The organism is Streptomyces sp. NPDC058985, assembly GCF_042740985.1.
Classification (GTDB): domain Bacteria; phylum Actinomycetota; class Actinomycetes; order Streptomycetales; family Streptomycetaceae; genus Streptomyces.
In genome coordinates this window covers 1-17,483 of sequence record NZ_JBHYJX010000024.1, presented here as the reverse complement: position 1 = coordinate 17,483, position 17,483 = coordinate 1, and the positions used below count along the sequence as shown (strand labels likewise).

Sequence of the window (17,483 nt, the reverse complement as noted above, 5' to 3'; positions counted from 1 at the left end):
CTCACTGATGGAGGACGGGGGCGCTTCCCGGCGGAAGCGCCCCCGTTCCGCGTCCGCGCGCGGGTGTGCGGCGGTGCGCCTGCCTACAGGGCCACGCCCATCAGGGCGTCCACCGCGCGGGAGACGACGCCGGGCGCGCCCTCGTCCGTGCCGCCGCTCTCCTGCTGACGGGCGGCCCAGCGGTCCACGGCGTCGAGTGCGGCCGGCGAGTCCAGGTCGTTCGCGAGCGCCTCGCGGATCTCCTCGACGAGCGCCTCGGCGGGCGGGCCGTCGGGCCGGGACACGGCGGCGCGCCAGCGGTCCAGCCGGGCGACGGCGTCCCGCAGCACCTGGTCGGTCCACTCCCAGTCGGCCCGGTAGTGGTGGGCGAGGAGCGACAGCCGGATGGCGGCGGGGTCGACTCCCTCGCGGCGCAGCGCCGACACGAACACGAGGTTGCCTTTGGACTTGGACATCTTCTCGCCGTCGAGGCCGACCATGCCGGCGTGGACGTACGCCTTGGCCATGGGGAACTCGCCGGTGAGCGCCTGGGCGTGCGAGGCGCCCATCTCGTGGTGCGGGAAGGCGAGGTCGGAGCCGCCGCCCTGGACGTCGAAGCCCATGCCGAGGTGGTCGAGGGCGATGGCCACGCACTCGATGTGCCAGCCGGGGCGCCCGCGGCCCAGGGACGCGCCGTCCCAGCTGGGCTCCCCTTCGCGGGCCGCCATCCACAGCATCGGGTCGAGCGGGTTCTTCTTGCCCGGCCGGTCCGGGTCGCCGCCCCGCTCCGCGGAGAGCAGCCGCATGGCGGCGGCGTCGAGGTGGGAGACGCCGCCGAAGTGGGGGTCGGCCTCGACGGAGAAGTAGGTGTCGCCCTCCAGTTCGTAGGCGGCGCCGGCGTCGCGCAGCCGCTCGACGAGCGGGACGATGCCGGGTATGGCCTCGACAGCACCTATGTAGTGCCGCGGCGGCAGCATCCGCAGTGCCGTCATGTCCTCGCGGAAGAGGGCGGTCTCCTTCTCGGCGAGGGCGGTCCAGTCGACGTCGTCGCGCACGGCACGCTCCAGGAGCGGATCGTCGACGTCGGTGACGTTCTGGACGTAGTGCACCTGTCGCTTGGTGTCGAGCCACACGCGCTGCACCAGGTCGAACGCGTTGTAGGTCGCCGCGTGCCCCATGTGGGTCGCGTCGTACGGCGTGATGCCGCAGACGTAGATGCGGGCGACGGGACCGGGGGCGAGGGTCACCAGGTCTCCGGTCGCGGTGTCGTGGATCCTCAGGTCGCGGCCCTGACCGGGCAGGACGGGGACCTCGGAAGCGGGCCAGGCATGCATGTCATGAGCGTAACCGGACGGATGTTCCGTACACGAACCGGACCGGTCCGGTTGGCCGGTAAGGCGCTCTTGCGCCGGACCGGCCCTCGTACTTCCACGACCCCGGGGTGCCTAGACCGGCGGCCAGGGGATGGCCGGCCACTCGCCGCCGGGTTCGGGGTGCTTCCCGGAGGCCAGCAGGGTGTCGACCCTCGCGCGCGTGGCGTCGAGTTCGGCGGGGGTGATGAGGTCACCGAGTCTGAGGGCCAGGGCGCCGCCGTCCTTCAGGGCCTCCCTGAGGGCGTCGAGCGCCGCGAGGGCCTCCCCGGTGAGCGGGTCGCCCGCCCAGCCCCACAGCAGGGTGCGCAGCTTGTTCTCGGCGTGGAAGGTGACGCCGTGGTCGATGCCGTACAGCCGCTCACCGTCGGCGGGCAGCAGGTGCCCGCCCTTGCGGTCGGCGTTGTTGATCACGGCGTCCAGTACGGCGAGCCTGCGCAGCCGCTCGTCGTCGGCGTGCACGAGCAGTGCGGTGCGGCCCTCGCCGACCTCGGCGAGGGCGATCCCCTTCCAGCCGGGGCCGGGGTCCTCCTCGTCCACCAGGGCGAGCAGTTCCGTCTCCGGCACCGCCTCGATCCACAGCTGGACCATGCCCTCGCCGTAGGGACCCTCGCGCAGCACGGTGGGCGGGACCAGGCCCCAGCCGGTGGCCTCGGACACTTCGTAGGCGGCGACCTCGCGCTGGGCGAGGGTGCCGTCGGGGAAGTCCCACAGGGGCCGCTCGCCGGCGACCGGCTTGTAGATGCAGGCCGCCTCGCGCCCCTCGTGCGTCACGGTGCAGTAGAGCGCCGCGTTGGACGCCTCACGGATGCGTCCGCGCACGGTCAGTTCGCCCAGCGCGAGCAACTCGGCCGCGGCCGCGTCGGTGGTCACGCTCCGCGGCGGTATCCGTTCTGGCGCGGACATACGTGTCCTTCCGGGTCGAGCGGGAGACTGCACAGGGGGCAGGGCGGGCGCCCGGCGTTGACGACGTCCAGGGCGCGCTTGGCGAAGGCCCTGGCCTGCGCGCCGGTGAGGCGGACCCGGAGCATCGGGGGGCCGTTCTCCTCGTCCTGGAGGAGCCGTTCCTCGGCCTCCGCCAGGTCCTCCTCGGACTCGGCCTCCAGCTCCACCAGGGCCTGCGCCTCGACGATCATGCGCTGGTCCTCGCCGTCCCAGGCCAGCGCCATGGTGCCGACCCGGAACTCCTCCTCCACGGGAGTGTCCAGCGGCGCGGTGTCGGACGGTTCGGTGGGGGCCACGGCGGGGACGACGGTGCTGCCGCCGCTGCGGCGTACGACCTCGTCCAGCAGCTCGTCCATGCGCTCGGCGAGGGCGGCGACCTGGGTCTTCTCCAGGGCCACGCTGGTCACCCGGGAGCCTGCGGTGGCCTGGAGGAAGAACGTACGGCGCCCGGGCAGCCCGACCGTACCGGCCACGAAACGTTCCGGTTGGTCGTAGAGGAACACCTGACGGGACACGTCCTGTCTCCATGGAAGTCGGGGAAGGCGGAAGATCGGGGGCACTGCCGTGACCGGTTCACCCTACTGCGGCGGACGATCACGGTGCGCCCGCACCACCCCCGACCGGGGCTTCGTCGTCCGGCGGCGTCTGCTGCGGGGCCAGGGAGGCGAAGTCGCCGGTGTCACCGAGGCGGACGAGGAAGGGCCGCAGGCGGGTGTAGCGGATCGCGGTGACGGAGCAGGGCTCGACGGAGATCCGCTGGAAGAGGTCGAGATGGAGGCCGAGCGCGTCCGCGACCAGTGACTTGATGATGTCGCCGTGCGAGCACATGAGGTAGACGGCGTCGGCGCCGTGGTCGCGCTCCACGCGCGCGTTCCACTCGCGTACCGCCTCGGCGGCGCGGGTCTGCATGGCGCGCATCGACTCCCCGCCGGGGAACGCCGCGGCGGACGGGTGGGACTGCACCACCTCCATGAGGGGTTCGTCCTTGAGTTCGGCGAGCTTGCGTCCGGACCAGTCGCCGTAGTGGCACTCGCCGATGCGTTCGTCGGTGTGCGCCCGCAGACCGGGCCGGGCGTCGAGCAGCGGCCGGATCGTCTCCTGGCAGCGCTGGAGCGGACTGGTGACGATCTCGGAGAGCGGCAGGCCGGCGATCCGCGCGGGCAGCGCGGCGGCCTGTGCGGCGCCGCGTTCGTCGAGGGCCACGCCGGGCGTCCACCCGGCGAGCAGCCCCTCGGTGTTGGCGGTGGAACGTCCGTGCCTAACCAGGATCAGCGTGGGCATGCGGCCAGGGTAGGCGTACGGCGCGGTGCAGGGGCGCCGGGGCGAGGGGAGAATGCGTTCGGTGATCGTCGACTGTGCCATCTACCGGGACGGGCACCGCACGGACGGGCCCGAGGACCTGTCCGACGCGCTCGGCGAGGCGCGGTCCGCGGGCGGCTTCGTCTGGATCGGGCTGCATGAGCCGACGGAGGCCGAGTTCGACCTGGTCAGCCAGGAGTTCGGGTTGCACCCACTGGCGGTGGAGGACGCGCTCAAGGCGCATCAGCGGCCCAAGCTGGAGGTGTACGACGACTCGCTCTTCGCCGTCCTGAAGCCGGTGGTGTACGAGCCGGACAGCGACACCGTCTCCAGCGGCGAACTGATGATCTTCCTCGGGGACGCGTTCGCGGTCGTGGTCCGGCACGGCGAGGGTTCCCCGCTGAAGGCCGTGCGGCAGCGTCTGGAGCACGAGCCCCAGCTGCTCGGCAAGGGGCCCACGGCGGTGCTGTACGCGATCGCGGACGCCACCGTGGACCACTACCTGGATGTGGCGGTCGAGCTCCAGAACGACCTGGAGGAGCTGGAGGCCGAGGTCTTCTCACCGGACGGCGGCGGCTCGCGGCACACGGCGTCCAGGATCTACACCTTCAAGCGGCAGATCCTGGAGTTCCGGCGGGCGACCGGCCCGCTGGCGCCGCCCCTGGCCCGGCTGGCCGGGACGGGCGCGTTCGGCACCGGGGTGCCGTTCGTGGACGACCGGGCGCGGCCGTTCTTCCGGGACGTGAGCGACCACCTCACGCGTGTGAACGAGTCGGTGGAGAACCTGGACCGGCTGGTCTCGGACATCCTGTCGGCACATCTGGCGCAGATGAGCGTCCGGCAGAACGACGACATGCGGAAGATCTCCGCGTGGGCCGCTATGGCCGCGGTGCCCACGATGATCGCGGGGATCTACGGCATGAACTTCGACCACATGCCGGAGCTGCACTGGGTCGGGGGCTACCCGGCGGTGATCGTGCTGATGGCCGTGCTGGAGGTACTGCTGTTCCGGCAGTTCAAGCGCCGGGGCTGGCTCTAGCGGTCAGGGGGGTCAGGCGGTCTCGGGGGCCGGGGTCGCGGGGCCGCCGAGCGCGTCGCGGCGGTCGGGGGTCCGCAGCCGCACCATGCGGCGCCAGCCGGCCAGCCGCTCGTAGGCGTACGTCGCGCGGATGCCGGCCGCGAGCAGCGCCGACCTGCCGCGGGACCAGCCCAGGACGCGTCCCATGCGGGCCATCACGGCGAGGCTGACGTCCCGGTGGACACGGATCTCGGCCAGCGCGCACTCGCGCAGGGTGCGCCGGATGTACGGGCCGTGCCCGTCGGCGGTGTAGCGCAGCAGTTCCTCGTGGGAGTAGGCGAGGTGGTTGTCCTCGTCCGCGGAGATCATGCGGACGGCCCGGCCCAGGTCCGGGTCGTCGCCGAAGTACTTGAGGAGCATCGCCATCTGCTCGGCCGCGCGCTGCTCGGTGACCCTGCTGTGCGCGAGGTAGGTGATGACGTCCCGCACGGTGAGGGGCTGGTCGGCCTTGAGCTTGTCGTGGGCGAGGCCGATGCCGTGCCGCTCCAGCAGCATGGTGTAGTCGGTCTCGGGGGGTACCGCCACGGGTTCGAGGCCGCGCTTCTTCAGCAGGGCGTTGAAGATCCGGCCGTGCTTGTCCTCGTCGGCCCCGTGCCGGGTGATCTTGGGGGCGAGGCCGCGCTCGCTCTCCGGCACCAGCGCGGCGATGCGCGCGTTCTCCCAGCCGCCCTGCGACTCACCGCTGGCGGCGATGGAGCAGAAGAGACGGAACGACTCGTCGTTGTCGAGGATCTCCTGGAACAGGCTCTTCGCCGAAAGCATCGGTGGCACCCTTCTGCCGCTGCAAGGTCCGCAGGTTCCGCACACTCCGCTAAACGAGTCAAGTGCGGAAGCGGGGACTCGGCAACAGGTGCGGCGGGCAGCTCCGCCGAAAGAAGGACCAGCGGGGTCACGGGGACGCGTAACCACCGGCGCGCAAGAGCGTTGTTCCCCGTGACGGCCGTGGCGGGGAAGACCCCCGAGCCCCCACCACGGCCGCTGAACTCGCCCGAGGGTCACGCCAGTCCGGCGCGCTCCAGGGCCTCGGTGCCGGCGCGGAGCGCGGCGAGGCGCTCGTCCAGGGTGAAGCCCGCGGGGGCGAGCGTCAGGGTGGTGACTCCGGCCGCCGCGTAGGCCTTCATCCGGTCCGCGATCCGGTCGACGGACCCGAGCAGGGTCGTCTGGTCGATCAGCTCGTGCGGCACGGCCGCGGCGGCGCCCTGCTTGTCGCCGGACAGGTACTTGTCCTGGATCTCGGCGGCCTCCCGCTCGTAGCCCATGCGCTGGGCGAGCTGGTTGTAGAAGTTCTGCTTGCGGCTGCCCATGCCGCCGACGTAGAGCGCGGTGTAGGGGCGGAAGGTGTCGGCGAGCGTGGTGACGTCCTTGTCCTCGCCGAGGGCGAGCGGCAGGGTCGGGCAGACGTCGAAGCCGTCGAGGGTGAGGCCGGCCTTCTCGCGCCCGGCGCGCAGGTGCTTGACGGCGGTCTCCTCCAGGTGGTCGGCGGAGGGGAAGATGAGCAGGGCGCCGTCGGCGATCTCGCCGGTCTGCTCCAGGTTCTTGGGGCCGATGGCGGCGATGTAGAGCGGGATGTGCTCGCGCTGCGGGTGCACGGTCAGCTTGATCGGCTTGCCGGGGCCGCCGGGCAGCGGCAGCGTCCAGTGCTGCCCCTCGTACGACAGCCGCTCGCGGGTCATCGCCCTGCGCACGATCTCCACGTACTCGCGGGTGCGGGCCAGGGGCTTGTCGAACTTGACGCCGTACCAGCCCTCGGAGACCTGCGGTCCGGAGACGCCGAGGCCGAGGCGGAAGCGGCCCTGGGAGAGTGAGTCCAGGGTGGCGGCGGTCATCGCGGTCATCGCGGGCTGGCGGGCCGGGATCTGGAAGATGGCCGAGCCCACGTCGATGCGCTCGGTCTGGGCGGCGACCCAGGTGAGCACGGTGGCCGCGTCGGAGCCGTAGGCCTCGGCGGCCCAGCAGACGGCGTATCCGAGCCGGTCGGCCTCCTTGGCCACGGCCAGGTTGTCCGCGTCCATTCCGGCACCCCAGTAGCCGAGGTTGATCCCGAGCTGCATGGCCGATTCCCCTTACCCATCAGTAACGTCGCTGGTGTCCCGACCTTAGCGCGCGGAAATCGGTTGTCCACAGGCCCCCACAGCGCAAGCCGTGGCCAGTAATGTCGCCGTTCATGGAGCAGAGGCATCTCGGCCGCACCGGCCTGCGCGTGTCCCGCATCGGTCTCGGCACCCTGACCTGGGGCCGGGGCACGGACGAGCACGACGCCGCGGACCTCTTGAAGACCTTCTGGGAAGCGGGCGGCACACTCGTCGACACGGCGGACGTGTACGGCGACGGGGAGTCGGAGTACCTGCTCGGCCGTCTCATGGAGGGCCTGGTGCCGCGCCGGGACCTGGTGATCTCGACGAAGGCGGGCAGCGTGCCCGATCCCGACCGCCGCTTCGACGGTTCGCGCGGCCATCTGCTCTCCGCGCTGGACGCCTCGCTCGCCCGGCTCGGCACCGACCATGTCGACGTGTGGCACCTGCACGCCTTCGACCCGCACACCCCGCTGGAGGAGACGCTGCATGCCCTGGACGTGGCGGTGAGCAGCGGCCGGGCCCGGTACGCGGGGGTCTCCAACTTCTGCGGCTGGCAGCTCGCCAAGGCCGCGACCTGGCAGCTGGCGGCGCCCGGTGTGAGGAACCGGGTGGCGAGCAGCCAGATGGAGTACTCACTGCTGCAGCGGGGCGTCGAGCGTGAGGTGCTGCCCGCCGCCCTGGACATGGGCGTCGGCCTGCTGCCCTCCTCGCCGCTGGGCCGGGGGGTCCTGACCGGCAAGTACCGCAAGGACGCCACGCCCCCGGACTCGCGGGGTGCCTCGGAGCAGCTGGCGCCGTTCGTCGCGCCCTACCTCGACGACACGGCCGGGCACATCGTGGACGCGGTGGCGACCGCGGCCGACGGGCTCGCGGTGACCCCGCTCCAGGTGGCGCTGGCCTGGATCCGCGACCGGCCGGGTGTGGTCGCGCCGATCATCGGACCGCGCAACGCGCAGCAGCTCACGGCGGCGTTGTCAGTGGAGGCCCTTAGTCTTCCTGACGAGATCTGCCGGGCGCTCGACGACGTGTCGGCGCCGGTGCACCGCTATCCCGATCACGACTGGAGCACGCTGTGAGCACGGAGCCCGAGCCCGCCTCCGAGGACACCGCAGAAACCGTGGAGCCCGGGGCGGGAACGCCGGGCGCCGCGGACTCCGCAGACACCGCCGGAGAGGGGGGCGACGCGGCCGCCCCGGCGGCGCAGGTGTCCGAGACCGAGGCCGAGCTGGCCGCTCAGCGGGTCGAGCGGGAGCGGATCGAGCGGCGGAAGGCGGAGAAGCAGGGGCCGATCGAGGCCGGGGGGAAGCTCAGCGGCACGGCGGCCGATCTGCTGGCCGCCGTGCGGGCCGTGGAGGGCGGCGAGAAGCCCGCGGCCACCGTTTTCGGCGACCCCGGGCCGGCCCGCCGCCCCGCCCCGGAGCCGGTGCGGCCGTCCCGGCCCGCGCCCGCCGAGCCGTCCGCCGCACCCGCGGGACCGCCGCCGGAGACCGTCGAGGCGGTCCGGCGCGTGCTGGCCGAGGGCGGCGCTCCGGAGGCGCTCGCCCCGCAGACCGCCGCGGTCCTCGGCGAGGGGGCGGAGGAGGCCCTGCGCGCGGACCCCTGGCAGCTGCTCCGGGTCGGCGGGGTGCGACCCGAGCAGGCCGACGGGTTCGCCCGCGCTCTGCTCGGCGCGGGGTGCGGCCCGGACGACGAGCGGCGCGGCCGTGCCGTCACCGTGTGGCTGCTGGAGCAGGCGGCGCTGGCCGGGCACACCGCCTTGGAGCTGGCGCGCCTCACCGCCACGTTGGCTCAGCGGGGCGTGCCGGATCCCGACGCGGCCGTGCAGAGCACGTTGGCCGAGGGCGAGGCGCTGGCCTTCCAGGACGTCCTGGACGGGGCCGGCGCCCGCCCGGAGCGTGCGGCCGGCGGCGCGGAGGGCTCGGGCGAGGAGGACGAGGGGAGCGACGATCGCCCGGTCCGCGTCCTGATCGGCCTGGAGCGGTACGCGCTCGCCGAGGAGAGCCTGGCCGACGGTCTCGCCCGGCTCGTCAACGCGGCACCGAAGCAGGACGGTTCGGCCGCGGACTGGGAGCGGGCCGCCGACTCGGCGCAGGGGTCGGCCGCCGAGCTGATCCGCGCCGTCGCGGGCCACGGGCTGGTCCTGCACACCGGCGGGGAGGCGTCCCTGGCCGAACCGGCGGCCCTGTTGCACGCCGCGCACGCCCTGGGGCTGCGCGCCTGGGCGGCCGCGCCGGGCCCGCTCGGCCGGGACCGCTTCGCCGCGCTGCTGGGCGCCGCGGCCGAGGAGGGTCCGGCGGTCGTCACCCTGGCCGGGTTGCTGGCCGGTGCCGAGGGGCCGGGGCGGGACGCCGACGGTGCGGTGGACCTGGATCTGCTGGTGGTCCTCGACGCACCGCAGCTGGACGTCGAGGCGGGCGCGCTGCTGGCGGAGTCACTGCCGGACGGGGCCCGGCTGGTGCTGGCCGGGGATCCGGCGGTGCTCGGCTCGGCGGGGCCCGGACGGATCTTCGCGGACCTGCTGGCGGCGGGGGTCTGCCCGCAGATCGCCTCGCGGCTCCCGGACCCGGGCCCGCTCGGCGAACTCGTCTCCGGCATCGGCATCGGCGAGCTGGGCCAGGTGGAGGCGCCCGGCAAGGAGGTCGTGATCGTGCCGGTGCGGGAGGCGGGCGAGGCCGTGCACCGCACCGTCCAGCTCGTCGCGGACTCGGTGCCGCGCGCGATCGGTGTACCCGCCGAGGAGACCCAGGTGATCACGCCGGGCCACGGCGGCGCGGCGGGCACCCGGGCGCTCAACGCGGCGCTGAAGGAACGGCTGAATCCCGGCCCCGGCCGCTTCGGCGGCTTCGACCCCGGCGACCGTGTCGCCTACTCCCCCGCGCCGGGCCGTACGCTGCCCGGCCACGTGGTGAAGGCCGACACCGACGGACTGCACCTGTCGTGCGGGGGCGAGGACGTGGTCGTCCCCAAGGACCGGGTCGAGGGATCCGTGCGGCACGGGTGGGCCCTCACCGCGCACCAGGCGGTGGGCGGCCGGTGGCCGGCGGTGGTGGTGGTCCTGCCCGGCGACGCCGCGCAGGCCCTCAGCCGCCCCTGGGTCTACACGGCCTTCGGCCGGGCCGCCCGGCACCTCTCCGTGGTGCACGGCGTCGAGCAGGCGCTGCCCCGCGCCGTGGCCGAGATCCCGGCCAAGCCCCGCACGACCCGGCTGCCGGTGCTGCTCGCGCCGCAGGTCCCGGCGGCCGGCTGATCCCGGGCGCCGGTCCCCGGAGCGCTCCCGGGGGCCGGCGATTCAGCGGCCCGCGGTCGGACGCGCCGGTTCGGTGTCCTCGTCCGGGCCGAGGTCGTCGTCCAGGTCCGTGTCGAGGTCCTCGTCCAGCTCCCCCGCACCCACGTCGCCGCTCTCGTCCTCGTCCGTGTCCGCCTCGTCGTCGTCATCGTCGTCATCGTCGAGACCGTCGTCGAACTCCTCGTCGAAGACCGCGCTGACGTCGAACCGGCAGACGACCAGTTGCGGGTCGGCCTGGTCGAACGGGGCCTCCAGCCACTCGCCGGGGTCGGCGGTCTCGTCCGCGGCCGTCACCCAGAGCGTGGAGTCGCCCTCCTCCAGTCCGAACTCCTTGTGCCGGGAGGCGATCTCGTCCGGCTCGAACTCGCCGAACAGCAGGCCCAGCGCCCCGTGGACCGTGCCGGAGGCCTCCGCGCCCACGCCCTCCTCGTCCGCCGCCTCGACCCGCCGGGCCTGAGCCATCAGACGCTGCGGCTCGGCCACCGAGTAGTCGCGGCGGATCAGCACGCTGAGCGCGCTGGGCTCCTCGGGGCCCGTGTACGGCGGCATCGAGTCCTCGGCGCCGGGGATCTCGAAGGGAGTGACCTCGTCGTACCGGTCGTAGAGCAGTTCGTCGTACGCCTCCGCGGCCGCGGCCAGCTGGTTGAACGCGTCGTAGACGGCCGGGTCGTCCTCCCCCGACCGGCGTTCGACCGCGGCCAGGTGGCGGTCGAGCGCGGTCTTGACCGCCTCGGCGGCGGCGCGTACCTCGGCAGCGGTGGGCTGCGCAGCATCAGACATAGTGCAGACGCTATCCGTACCGGGCCCCAGCCCGCACAATAGATTCGATGCCGGAATACGAATTTGTCGATGTGTACGTTCCGCGCGGGGTCACCCGCGGGGAGACGACTCGCCTGCTGACGGAACATGCCGAGTACGGACACTGGGAGTTGTACCGCCTGACCCTGTTGCGCGACGGCAGCCGCAAGGTACGGCTGCGGCGGCGGATCATCCGCCAGGTACGCGCCACCTGGTGAGCCGCGGAGCGGGCCCCGCCGACGCGGGGCCCGCTCCGGGTACCGCACCGCTCGGGTCACGCCGAGGCGCGTGCCTTGCGGTAGAGCACCGTGCCCGCGAGCAGCGCTCCCGCGCCCACCGGCAGGGTGAGGCCCAGCGGCAGGCCGCTGCCGGTCTCGGCGAGGCTGGCGTCGCCGTGCGGCTGTGCGGCGTCCCGGGTACCGGAACCGTCCTCGTCCTGGGAGCCGCCCGGGGTCCCGCCGTCCGGACCGTCGGGGCCTTCCGAACCCGGCGGGTCGTCCGGGGTGTCCGGGTTCCCGGGGTCGCCCGGGTCACCCGGGTCACCCGGGTCACCGGGATTGCCGGGATCACCAGGGTCGCCGGGGTCACCCGGGTTCCCGGGGTCCCCCGGATTGCCGGGATCACCCGGGTCACCGGGGTCACCGGGGTCACCAGGATTACCGGGGTCTCCCGGGTCGCCGGGGGGCGTCTCGTGGTCGCCGCCGCCGCCGTTGCCGCAGTCGTTGCCGGTGGCCGGGTTGAGGACCCCGACGACGTCGACGCTGTTGCCGCACACGTTCACCGGAACGTGCACCGGCACCTCGACGTGGTTGCCGGACGCGACGCCCGGTGAGTCCGTGGCGTGGCCGCCGGCCTGCGAGCCGCCGTGCGAGCCGCCGTGCGAGCCGTCCCGGCCGCCGGAGTCGCCGTATCCGCCCGAGCCCCCGGAGGCGCCGCCGCCCCGGTTGGCGCACGAGTTGCCCATCGCCGGATTGAGGAGGCCGACGACGTCGACCGTGTTGCCGCACAGGTTGACCGGCACGTGCACCGGCGCCTGCACGGTGTTGCCGGACAGTACGCCGGGCGAACCCGAACTCGAGCCGTGCGCCCCCGAGTCGGCGTGGGCGGTGCCGCCCACGGCGGCGATCACACCGGTGGCCGCCGCCATCGTCATCAGGCCCTTGCGGGTGACCTGTCGCATTTCCTGGATCCCTGCCTTGCCCTAGTCCCGTGGTGTCGGTGATGCCGGGAATTCCGGCGTGCCTTGCCGTCACTCCCCCGCCTCGCAGGTCGATCCGAAAGGCCGTCGGCCCCGGAGCGCATGGCGTGCGCTCCGGGGCCGACGGACTCAGACCCTCATGGGGCGAGGCGCAACGTCACTTGTTGACGCAGGCGTTGCCGAAGGCGGGGTTCAGCAGACCGATCACGGAAATCGTGTTGCCGCAGACGTTCACCGGGACGTGCACGGGAACCTGGACCACGTTGCCGGAAAGGACACCGGGCGAGTGCACGGCGGCACCCTGCGCACCGGAGTCGGCGACGGCCATGCCCGCGCTCGCGAGAACCAGACCACCGGTGGCAGCCGCGGCGGCGACGACCTTCTTGAGCATTGTTCCTCCTAGTTGGAAAACGCGATCCCAGCTTGCTGATCGCATCACCTGTAACGAGGAGGAAGTAATGAGGCTACGAGCTTATGAGCGCATTCACTCGTCCCGGTCGACGTCCGCACGCGCGGCCGAATACCGGCACGTGCGGAGCCCGTCGACCCGAGGGGCGCGGTTCAGGAGGCGTCGATGAAGCGGTCGAGCACCCGCACGCCGAACTGGAGTCCCTCCACCGGCACCCGCTCGTCCACCCCGTGGAACATGCCCGCGAAGTCCAGCTCCGGCGGCAGCTTGAGCGGTGCGAAGCCGAACCCCCGGATGCCCAGGTCGTCGAAGGACTTCGCGTCCGTGCCGCCGGAGAGCATGTAGGGGATCGCCTTCGCGGCCGGGTCCTCGGCCACCAGCGCGGACTGCATCGCCTCGACGAGCGCTCCGTCGAAGGTCGTCTCGACGGCCTTGTCGGCGTGCACGTCCTCGCGCAGCACCTTCGGTCCGAGGATCCGGTCGAGGTCGGCGAGGAACTCCTCCTCGTGCCCGGGCAGGAACCGCCCGTCGACGTGTGCGGTGGCCGCGCCCGGAATGACGTTGACCTTGTAGCCGGCGCCCAGCTGCGTGGGGTTGGCGGTGTTGCGCAGGGTCGCGCCGATGAGCTTGGCGATGCCGCCGAGCTTGGCGAGCGTGGCCTCCATGTCGTCCGCGTCGAGTTCGACGCCCATCGCGTCGCCCAGTTCGTCGAGGAACGCCCGGGTCGTCTTGGTCACGCGGATCGGGAACTGGTGCCGTCCGAGGCGCGCGACGGCCTCCGACAGCTCGGTGATCGCGTTGTCGCGGTGGATCATCGACCCGTGGCCGGCGGTACCGGCCACGGTCAGCTTCATCCAGTGCATGCCCTTCTCGGCCGTCTGGATCAGGTAGAGGCGGCGCTGCTCGCTCACGGTGAAGGAGAAGCCGCCCACCTCACTGATCGCCTCGGTGACGCCCTCGAAGAGGTCGGGGTGGTGGTCGACGAGGTGCCGGGCGCCGTAGGTGCCGCCGGCCTCCTCGTCGGCGAGGAAGGCCAGCACGATGTCGCGCGGCGGCTTGCGCCCGCTGCGCAGCCGGTCGCGGACGACCGCGAGGGTCATCGCGTCCATGTCCTTCATGTCGACGGCGCCGCGGCCCCACACGCAGCCGTCGGCGACCTCGCCGGAGAAGGGGTGGTGGGTCCAGTCGTCCGCGTTGGCCGGGACGACGTCGGTGTGGCCGTGGATGAGCAGCGCGGGCCGGGACGGGTCCTCGCCCTCGATCCGGGCCACGGTGGAGGCTCGTCCGGGGTGGGATTCGAAGATCCGCGGTTCGAGTCCCACCTCCGCGAGCTTCTCCGCGACGTACTCGGCGGCCTTGCGCTCGCCCGGCCCCGAGTGGTCGCCGTAGTTGCTGGTGTCGATCCGGATCAGCTCGCGGCAGAGGTCGACGACCTCGTCCTCGCCGGTGACGCTCCTGGCCGTGCCCGAGTCGCTCACGTGGTTCCTCCCGCTGTCACTGCTGGTGGGTCCCTGCTGGTGGGTCGCTCTCATCCTCTCTCTCCGGACGCCCGTGCCCAAGAAGGGGGTGATCGGCCACCCCGGAAAGCCTGGTAATGTTTACGTCGTCGCCGCGGGCAGCGCCCCGCGCGGCAGACACCTTGTCCGGGTGGCGGAATGGCAGACGCGCTAGCTTGAGGTGCTAGTGCCCTTTATCGGGCGTGGGGGTTCAAGTCCCCCCTCGGACACCAGCTGAAACCCCTGCTGAGCAGGGGTTTTCTGCTTTTCCCCTACAGTGGTCGCCATGACCACCCCTTCCTGCCCCTGCGGGCGGTCCGAGACGTACGAGAAGTGCTGCGGGCGTTTCCACGCCGGGGCCGCCGCCCCGACCGCCGAGGCCCTGATGCGCTCGCGCTACAGCGCCTTCGTGAAGGGCGACTCCGGGTACCTGCTGCGGACCTGGCATCCGAGGACCCGGCCCGCGCGCCTCGACCTGGACCCGGGGACGCGGTGGACGGGCCTGGAGATCCTGGACTCGACGGGCGGGTCCGCCTTCCACACCACCGGGAGGGTCACCTTCCGCGCCTCCCAGCGCGGCGGCTCGCTGCACGAGCGGAGCCGCTTCGAGCGGGTGGACGGGGCATGGGTGTACGTGGACGGGGAGTTCCTCGACTGACGCCCGTCCGGCACTCAGGGTGCCAGGATGTCCAGTTCCCGCAGCGCGCCGACGGTGATCTCCCGGGTCAGCCGCTCGGCGCGCTCGGCGTCCCGGGCCCGTACCGCCTCGGCGACCTGGACGTGCAGGGTGACGGCGGCCGGGTCGGGGTCCTCGAACATCACGTCGTGGTGGGTGCGGCCGGCCAGGACCTCGGCGACGACACCGCCGAGGCGGGCGAACATCTCGTTGCCCGAGGCGGTGAGGATGACGCGGTGGAAGGCCACGTCGTGGAAGAGGTACTCCTCCAGCCGGTGCCCGCTCGAGTTGGCGACCATGCCGAGCGCGCACTCGGTCAGCTCGGCGCACTGCTCCGGTGTGGCGAGCCGTGCCGTCAGGCCGGCCGCGACCGGCTCGACCGCCGACCTCAGCACGGTCAGTGAGCGCAGCTGCCGGGGGCGTTCGGCACCGGCCAGGCGCCAGCGGATGACCTGCGGGTCGTAGACGTTCCACTCGCACTCGGGCAGGACGGTGACGCCCACGCGGCGGCGCGACTCGACGAGGTGCATGGACTCCAGGACCCGGACGGCCTCGCGCATCACGGAGCGCGAGACCTCGAAGCGCTGCGCGAGTTCGTCCGTGCGCAGAACGCTGCCCGCGGGGTATTCGCCCGCTGTGATCGCGGGACCGAGGGTGTCCAGTACGCGGCCGTGCAGCCCCCGGCCCGGTGTGCTCATGCACTCAGCGTACGGGGCGCGTCACGGGAACAAAAAGTCAGACTTATATGTCACAGGCTCTTGAATTAGTCGTACCTAATGGGTTTCAGTTACGTCGACATCACGTGTCGACGAAGACAGCAGACAGCGAGAGTGCGATGCAGCGACTGCACACCCCCCATGTCGTCGTGGTCATGGGCGTAGCGGGCACCGGGAAGACCACCATCGGCCCCCTGCTCGCGGCCCGGCTCGGCGTCCCCTACGCCGAGGGCGACGACTTCCACCCGCCGGCCAACATCGCCAAGATGACGGCCGGCACCCCTCTGACGGACGAGGACCGCTGGCCGTGGCTGGACGCCATCGGCGACTGGGCCCACGGTCGTGCGGGGCTCGGCGGGGTGGTGAGCAGTTCGGCGCTCAAGCGGTCGTACCGCGACCGGCTGCGAGCCGCCGCTCCCGGTGTCGTCTTCGTCCATCTCACGGGCAGCCGTGAGCTGATCGAGGACCGGATGGCGCACCGGCAGGGCCACTTCATGCCGACGGCCCTGCTCGACTCCCAGTTCGCCACCCTGCAGCCGCTCCAGTCGGACGAGGCCGGGGTCGCGGTGGACGTCGCCGGTACGCCCGAGGAGATCGCCGAACGCGCGGCGAGCGCCTTGGGCGACCTGCCCGAGCCGGTCCAGTAACCCCCCGCACCGTCCCCCGAACCCCCATCACCGCAAGGAACCCACCGTGACCAGACTCAGCGTCGAGATGCTGGCAGCGGACACCGTCGAGCCGATCACCTCGGCCGGCCACGCCCAGCTGGGCATCGCCGTGCTCCTCGGCATCGCCGTCATCGTGCTGCTCATCACCAAGTTCAAGCTGCATGCCTTCCTGTCGCTGACCATCGGGTCACTGGCGCTCGGCGCGTTCGCCGGTGCGCCGCTGGACAAGGTCATCACCAGCTTCACCGCCGGGCTCGGCTCCACCGTCGCGGGCGTCGGCGTGCTGATCGCCCTCGGCGCGATCCTCGGCAAGATGCTCGCCGACTCCGGTGGCGCCGACCAGATCGTGGACACCATCCTCGCCAGGGCGACGCCTCGCTCGATGCCGTGGACGATGGTGCTGATCGCCTCGGTCATCGGACTGCCGCTCTTCTTCGAGGTCGGCATCGTGCTGCTGATCCCGGTCGTGCTGATGGTCGCCAAGCGCGGCAACTACTCGCTGATGCGGATCGGCATCCCGGCCCTCGCCGGTCTCTCCGTGATGCACGGCCTGGTCCCGCCGCACCCCGGCCCGCTGGTCGCGATCGACGCGCTCGGCGCCAACCTCGGCGTGACCCTCGCGCTGGGCGTGCTGATCGCCGTCCCGACGGTGATCATCGCGGGTCCGGTGTTCTCCAAGTACGCCGCCCGCTGGGTGGACGTGCCCGCTCCCGACCGGATGATCCCGACGCGCGCCTCCGAGGACCTGGAGAAGCGCCCGGGCTTCGGCGCGACGCTGGCCACGATCCTGCTGCCGGTCGTGCTGATGCTGCTCAAGGCGCTCGTCGACATCATCGTCGACGACCCGGAGAACCTGGTGCAGCGCACCTTCGACGTCATCGGCAATCCGCTGATCGCCCTGCTGGTCTCCGTGATCGTCGGTATCTTCACGCTGCTGCGGCCCGCCGGGTTCGGCAAGGACCGGCTGTCGGGCCTGGTCGAGAAGGGCCTGGCGCCCATCGCCGGCATCCTGCTCATCGTCGGCGCCGGCGGCGGCTTCAAGCAGACGCTGATCGACTCCGGCGTGGGCCAGATGATCCTGGAGATCTCCAAGGACTGGTCGATCCCGGCGCTGCTGCTGGCCTGGCTGATCGCGGTGGCGATCCGGCTGGCGACCGGTTCGGCGACGGTGGCGACGGTCTCGGCGGCCGGTCTGGTCGCGCCGCTCGCGGCCGACATGTCGACCACGCACGCCGCCCTGCTGGTCCTCGCCATCGGCGCAGGTTCGCTCTTCTTCAGCCACGTCAACGACGCCGGCTTCTGGCTGGTGAAGGAGTACTTCGGGCTGAGCGTCGGCCAGACCATCAAGACCTGGTCCGTCATGGAGACGATCATCTCGGTCGTGGCCGGCGGCACGGTCCTGCTGCTCTCGCTGATCCTGTAGCGGTACGGCGACTCGGGCCCACCCGCTCCTCGACACGGCGTCACCGGTGTCGAGGGGCGGGTGGGCC

18 protein-coding genes and 1 tRNA gene are annotated in these 17,483 nt (G+C 72.4%); 8 read left to right on the top strand and 11 right to left on the bottom strand.

All coding sequences use genetic code 11. The features are described 5' to 3' along the window. Positions 1-83: 83 nt before the first annotated feature. From mshC to ACFW01_RS21455, 4 genes are all read right to left on the bottom strand, one after another. Complete coding sequence (gene mshC / locus ACFW01_RS21470) at positions 84-1,313, bottom strand: cysteine--1-D-myo-inosityl 2-amino-2-deoxy-alpha-D-glucopyranoside ligase (RefSeq protein WP_234960840.1); 1,230 nt, start codon at positions 1,311-1,313, stop codon at positions 84-86. 111 nt (positions 1,314-1,424) lie between these two features. Continuing rightward, positions 1,425-2,255: an SCO1664 family protein gene (locus ACFW01_RS21465; RefSeq protein WP_234960839.1), complete on the bottom strand. Its 831-nt coding sequence runs from the start codon at positions 2,253-2,255 to the stop codon at positions 1,425-1,427. Next, the gene (locus tag ACFW01_RS21460; RefSeq protein ID WP_122617332.1) at positions 2,219-2,809 is read right to left on the bottom strand and encodes a DUF3090 domain-containing protein; all 591 of its coding nucleotides are present in this window, start codon (positions 2,807-2,809) and stop codon (positions 2,219-2,221) included. Before ACFW01_RS21460 ends, ACFW01_RS21465 begins: the two co-directional genes overlap by 37 nt. A gap of 79 nt (positions 2,810-2,888) precedes the next feature. Beyond that, positions 2,889-3,575 (bottom strand): histidine phosphatase family protein, encoded by a 687-nt coding sequence (locus tag ACFW01_RS21455; protein ID WP_234960838.1) that lies wholly within the window; start codon positions 3,573-3,575, stop codon positions 2,889-2,891. Between the two features lie 61 nt (positions 3,576-3,636). On the opposite strand from ACFW01_RS21455, the gene corA reads away from it, so the two are divergent. Beyond that, the gene (gene corA, locus ACFW01_RS21450; RefSeq protein ID WP_234960837.1) at positions 3,637-4,632 is read left to right on the top strand and encodes a magnesium/cobalt transporter CorA; all 996 of its coding nucleotides are present in this window, start codon (positions 3,637-3,639) and stop codon (positions 4,630-4,632) included. Between the two features lie 12 nt (positions 4,633-4,644). Here corA and ACFW01_RS21445 read toward each other — a convergent pair whose 3' ends face one another. Together ACFW01_RS21445 and ACFW01_RS21440 are read right to left on the bottom strand one after the other, a co-directional pair. Then, entirely contained in the window at positions 4,645-5,433 is a 789-nt protein-coding gene (locus ACFW01_RS21445) for a ferritin-like domain-containing protein (protein ID WP_234960836.1), read from the bottom strand. 233 nt (positions 5,434-5,666) lie between these two features. Further along, complete coding sequence (locus ACFW01_RS21440) at positions 5,667-6,722, bottom strand: LLM class F420-dependent oxidoreductase (RefSeq protein WP_234960835.1); 1,056 nt, start codon at positions 6,720-6,722, stop codon at positions 5,667-5,669. A gap of 113 nt (positions 6,723-6,835) precedes the next feature. Here ACFW01_RS21440 and ACFW01_RS21435 point away from each other — a divergent pair, with 113 nt between their 5' ends. Both ACFW01_RS21435 and ACFW01_RS21430 read left to right on the top strand, forming a co-directional pair. Beyond that, complete coding sequence (locus ACFW01_RS21435) at positions 6,836-7,822, top strand: aldo/keto reductase (RefSeq protein WP_161331589.1); 987 nt, start codon at positions 6,836-6,838, stop codon at positions 7,820-7,822. Further along, entirely contained in the window at positions 7,819-9,993 is a 2,175-nt protein-coding gene (locus ACFW01_RS21430; protein WP_234960834.1) for a helix-hairpin-helix domain-containing protein, read from the top strand. The genes ACFW01_RS21435 and ACFW01_RS21430 overlap by 4 nt, the downstream gene beginning before the upstream one ends. A 42-nt stretch (positions 9,994-10,035) precedes the next feature. Here ACFW01_RS21430 and ACFW01_RS21425 read toward each other — a convergent pair whose 3' ends face one another. Continuing rightward, a complete protein-coding gene (locus tag ACFW01_RS21425) occupies positions 10,036-10,812 on the bottom strand; it encodes a hypothetical protein (RefSeq protein WP_234960833.1) in 777 nt (258 codons plus the stop codon). Between the two features lie 47 nt (positions 10,813-10,859). Here ACFW01_RS21425 and ACFW01_RS21420 point away from each other — a divergent pair, with 47 nt between their 5' ends. Next, the gene (locus ACFW01_RS21420; protein ID WP_234960832.1) at positions 10,860-11,048 is read left to right on the top strand and encodes a DUF5703 family protein; all 189 of its coding nucleotides are present in this window, start codon (positions 10,860-10,862) and stop codon (positions 11,046-11,048) included. 56 nt (positions 11,049-11,104) lie between these two features. Here the strand turns inward: ACFW01_RS21420 and ACFW01_RS21415 are convergent, their stop codons facing one another. The 3 genes from ACFW01_RS21415 to ACFW01_RS21405 form a co-directional block, all read right to left on the bottom strand. Next, positions 11,105-12,010, bottom strand: a complete 906-nt coding sequence (locus tag ACFW01_RS21415; RefSeq protein ID WP_234960831.1) for a chaplin — start codon at positions 12,008-12,010, stop codon at positions 11,105-11,107. Positions 12,011-12,185: 175 nt separating this feature from the next. Beyond that, the gene (chpH, locus tag ACFW01_RS21410) at positions 12,186-12,419 is read right to left on the bottom strand and encodes a chaplin ChpH (RefSeq protein WP_234960830.1); all 234 of its coding nucleotides are present in this window, start codon (positions 12,417-12,419) and stop codon (positions 12,186-12,188) included. A gap of 170 nt (positions 12,420-12,589) precedes the next feature. Further along, complete coding sequence (locus tag ACFW01_RS21405; protein ID WP_234960855.1) at positions 12,590-13,915, bottom strand: M20/M25/M40 family metallo-hydrolase; 1,326 nt, start codon at positions 13,913-13,915, stop codon at positions 12,590-12,592. 163 nt (positions 13,916-14,078) lie between these two features. Between ACFW01_RS21405 and ACFW01_RS21400 the strand changes: the two genes are divergently transcribed. Beyond that, positions 14,079-14,166, top strand: a tRNA-Leu gene (locus ACFW01_RS21400). A gap of 53 nt (positions 14,167-14,219) precedes the next feature. Continuing rightward, complete coding sequence (locus ACFW01_RS21395) at positions 14,220-14,591, top strand: YchJ family protein (RefSeq protein WP_384505604.1); 372 nt, start codon at positions 14,220-14,222, stop codon at positions 14,589-14,591. A 14-nt stretch (positions 14,592-14,605) separates the two neighbouring features. On the opposite strand, the gene ACFW01_RS21390 is transcribed toward ACFW01_RS21395, so the two are convergent. Beyond that, a complete protein-coding gene (locus tag ACFW01_RS21390) occupies positions 14,606-15,307 on the bottom strand; it encodes a FadR/GntR family transcriptional regulator (RefSeq protein ID WP_384505601.1) in 702 nt (233 codons plus the stop codon). Between the two features lie 137 nt (positions 15,308-15,444). On the opposite strand from ACFW01_RS21390, the gene ACFW01_RS21385 reads away from it, so the two are divergent. Next, complete coding sequence (locus tag ACFW01_RS21385) at positions 15,445-15,972, top strand: gluconokinase (protein ID WP_234960827.1); 528 nt, start codon at positions 15,445-15,447, stop codon at positions 15,970-15,972. A 46-nt stretch (positions 15,973-16,018) separates the two neighbouring features. After that, positions 16,019-17,416 carry a GntP family permease gene (locus ACFW01_RS21380; protein ID WP_384505598.1) on the top strand — a complete coding sequence of 466 codons (1,398 nt, stop codon included), beginning with the start codon at positions 16,019-16,021 and terminating at the stop codon, positions 17,414-17,416. Positions 17,417-17,483: the final 67 nt, after the last annotated feature.

Excerpts from the sequence above, each read along its gene's own strand:
- mshC (WP_234960840.1), bottom strand. The coding sequence starts at position 1,313 with ATGCATGCCTGGCCCGCTTCCGAGGTCCCCGTCCTGCCCGGTCAGGGC.
- ACFW01_RS21465 (WP_234960839.1), bottom strand. The coding sequence starts at position 2,255 with ATGTCCGCGCCAGAACGGATACCGCCGCGGAGCGTGACCACCGACGCG.
- ACFW01_RS21455 (WP_234960838.1), bottom strand. The coding sequence starts at position 3,575 with ATGCCCACGCTGATCCTGGTTAGGCACGGACGTTCCACCGCCAACACC.
- ACFW01_RS21445 (WP_234960836.1), bottom strand. The coding sequence starts at position 5,433 with ATGCTTTCGGCGAAGAGCCTGTTCCAGGAGATCCTCGACAACGACGAG.
- ACFW01_RS21440 (WP_234960835.1), bottom strand. The coding sequence starts at position 6,722 with ATGCAGCTCGGGATCAACCTCGGCTACTGGGGTGCCGGAATGGACGCG.
- ACFW01_RS21435 (WP_161331589.1), top strand. The coding sequence starts at position 6,836 with ATGGAGCAGAGGCATCTCGGCCGCACCGGCCTGCGCGTGTCCCGCATC.
- ACFW01_RS21425 (WP_234960833.1), bottom strand. The coding sequence starts at position 10,812 with ATGTCTGATGCTGCGCAGCCCACCGCTGCCGAGGTACGCGCCGCCGCC.
- ACFW01_RS21420 (WP_234960832.1), top strand. The coding sequence starts at position 10,860 with ATGCCGGAATACGAATTTGTCGATGTGTACGTTCCGCGCGGGGTCACC.
- ACFW01_RS21415 (WP_234960831.1), bottom strand. The coding sequence starts at position 12,010 with ATGCGACAGGTCACCCGCAAGGGCCTGATGACGATGGCGGCGGCCACC.
- chpH (WP_234960830.1), bottom strand. The coding sequence starts at position 12,419 with ATGCTCAAGAAGGTCGTCGCCGCCGCGGCTGCCACCGGTGGTCTGGTT.
- ACFW01_RS21395 (WP_384505604.1), top strand. The coding sequence starts at position 14,220 with ATGACCACCCCTTCCTGCCCCTGCGGGCGGTCCGAGACGTACGAGAAG.
- ACFW01_RS21390 (WP_384505601.1), bottom strand. The coding sequence starts at position 15,307 with ATGAGCACACCGGGCCGGGGGCTGCACGGCCGCGTACTGGACACCCTC.
- ACFW01_RS21385 (WP_234960827.1), top strand. The coding sequence starts at position 15,445 with ATGCAGCGACTGCACACCCCCCATGTCGTCGTGGTCATGGGCGTAGCG.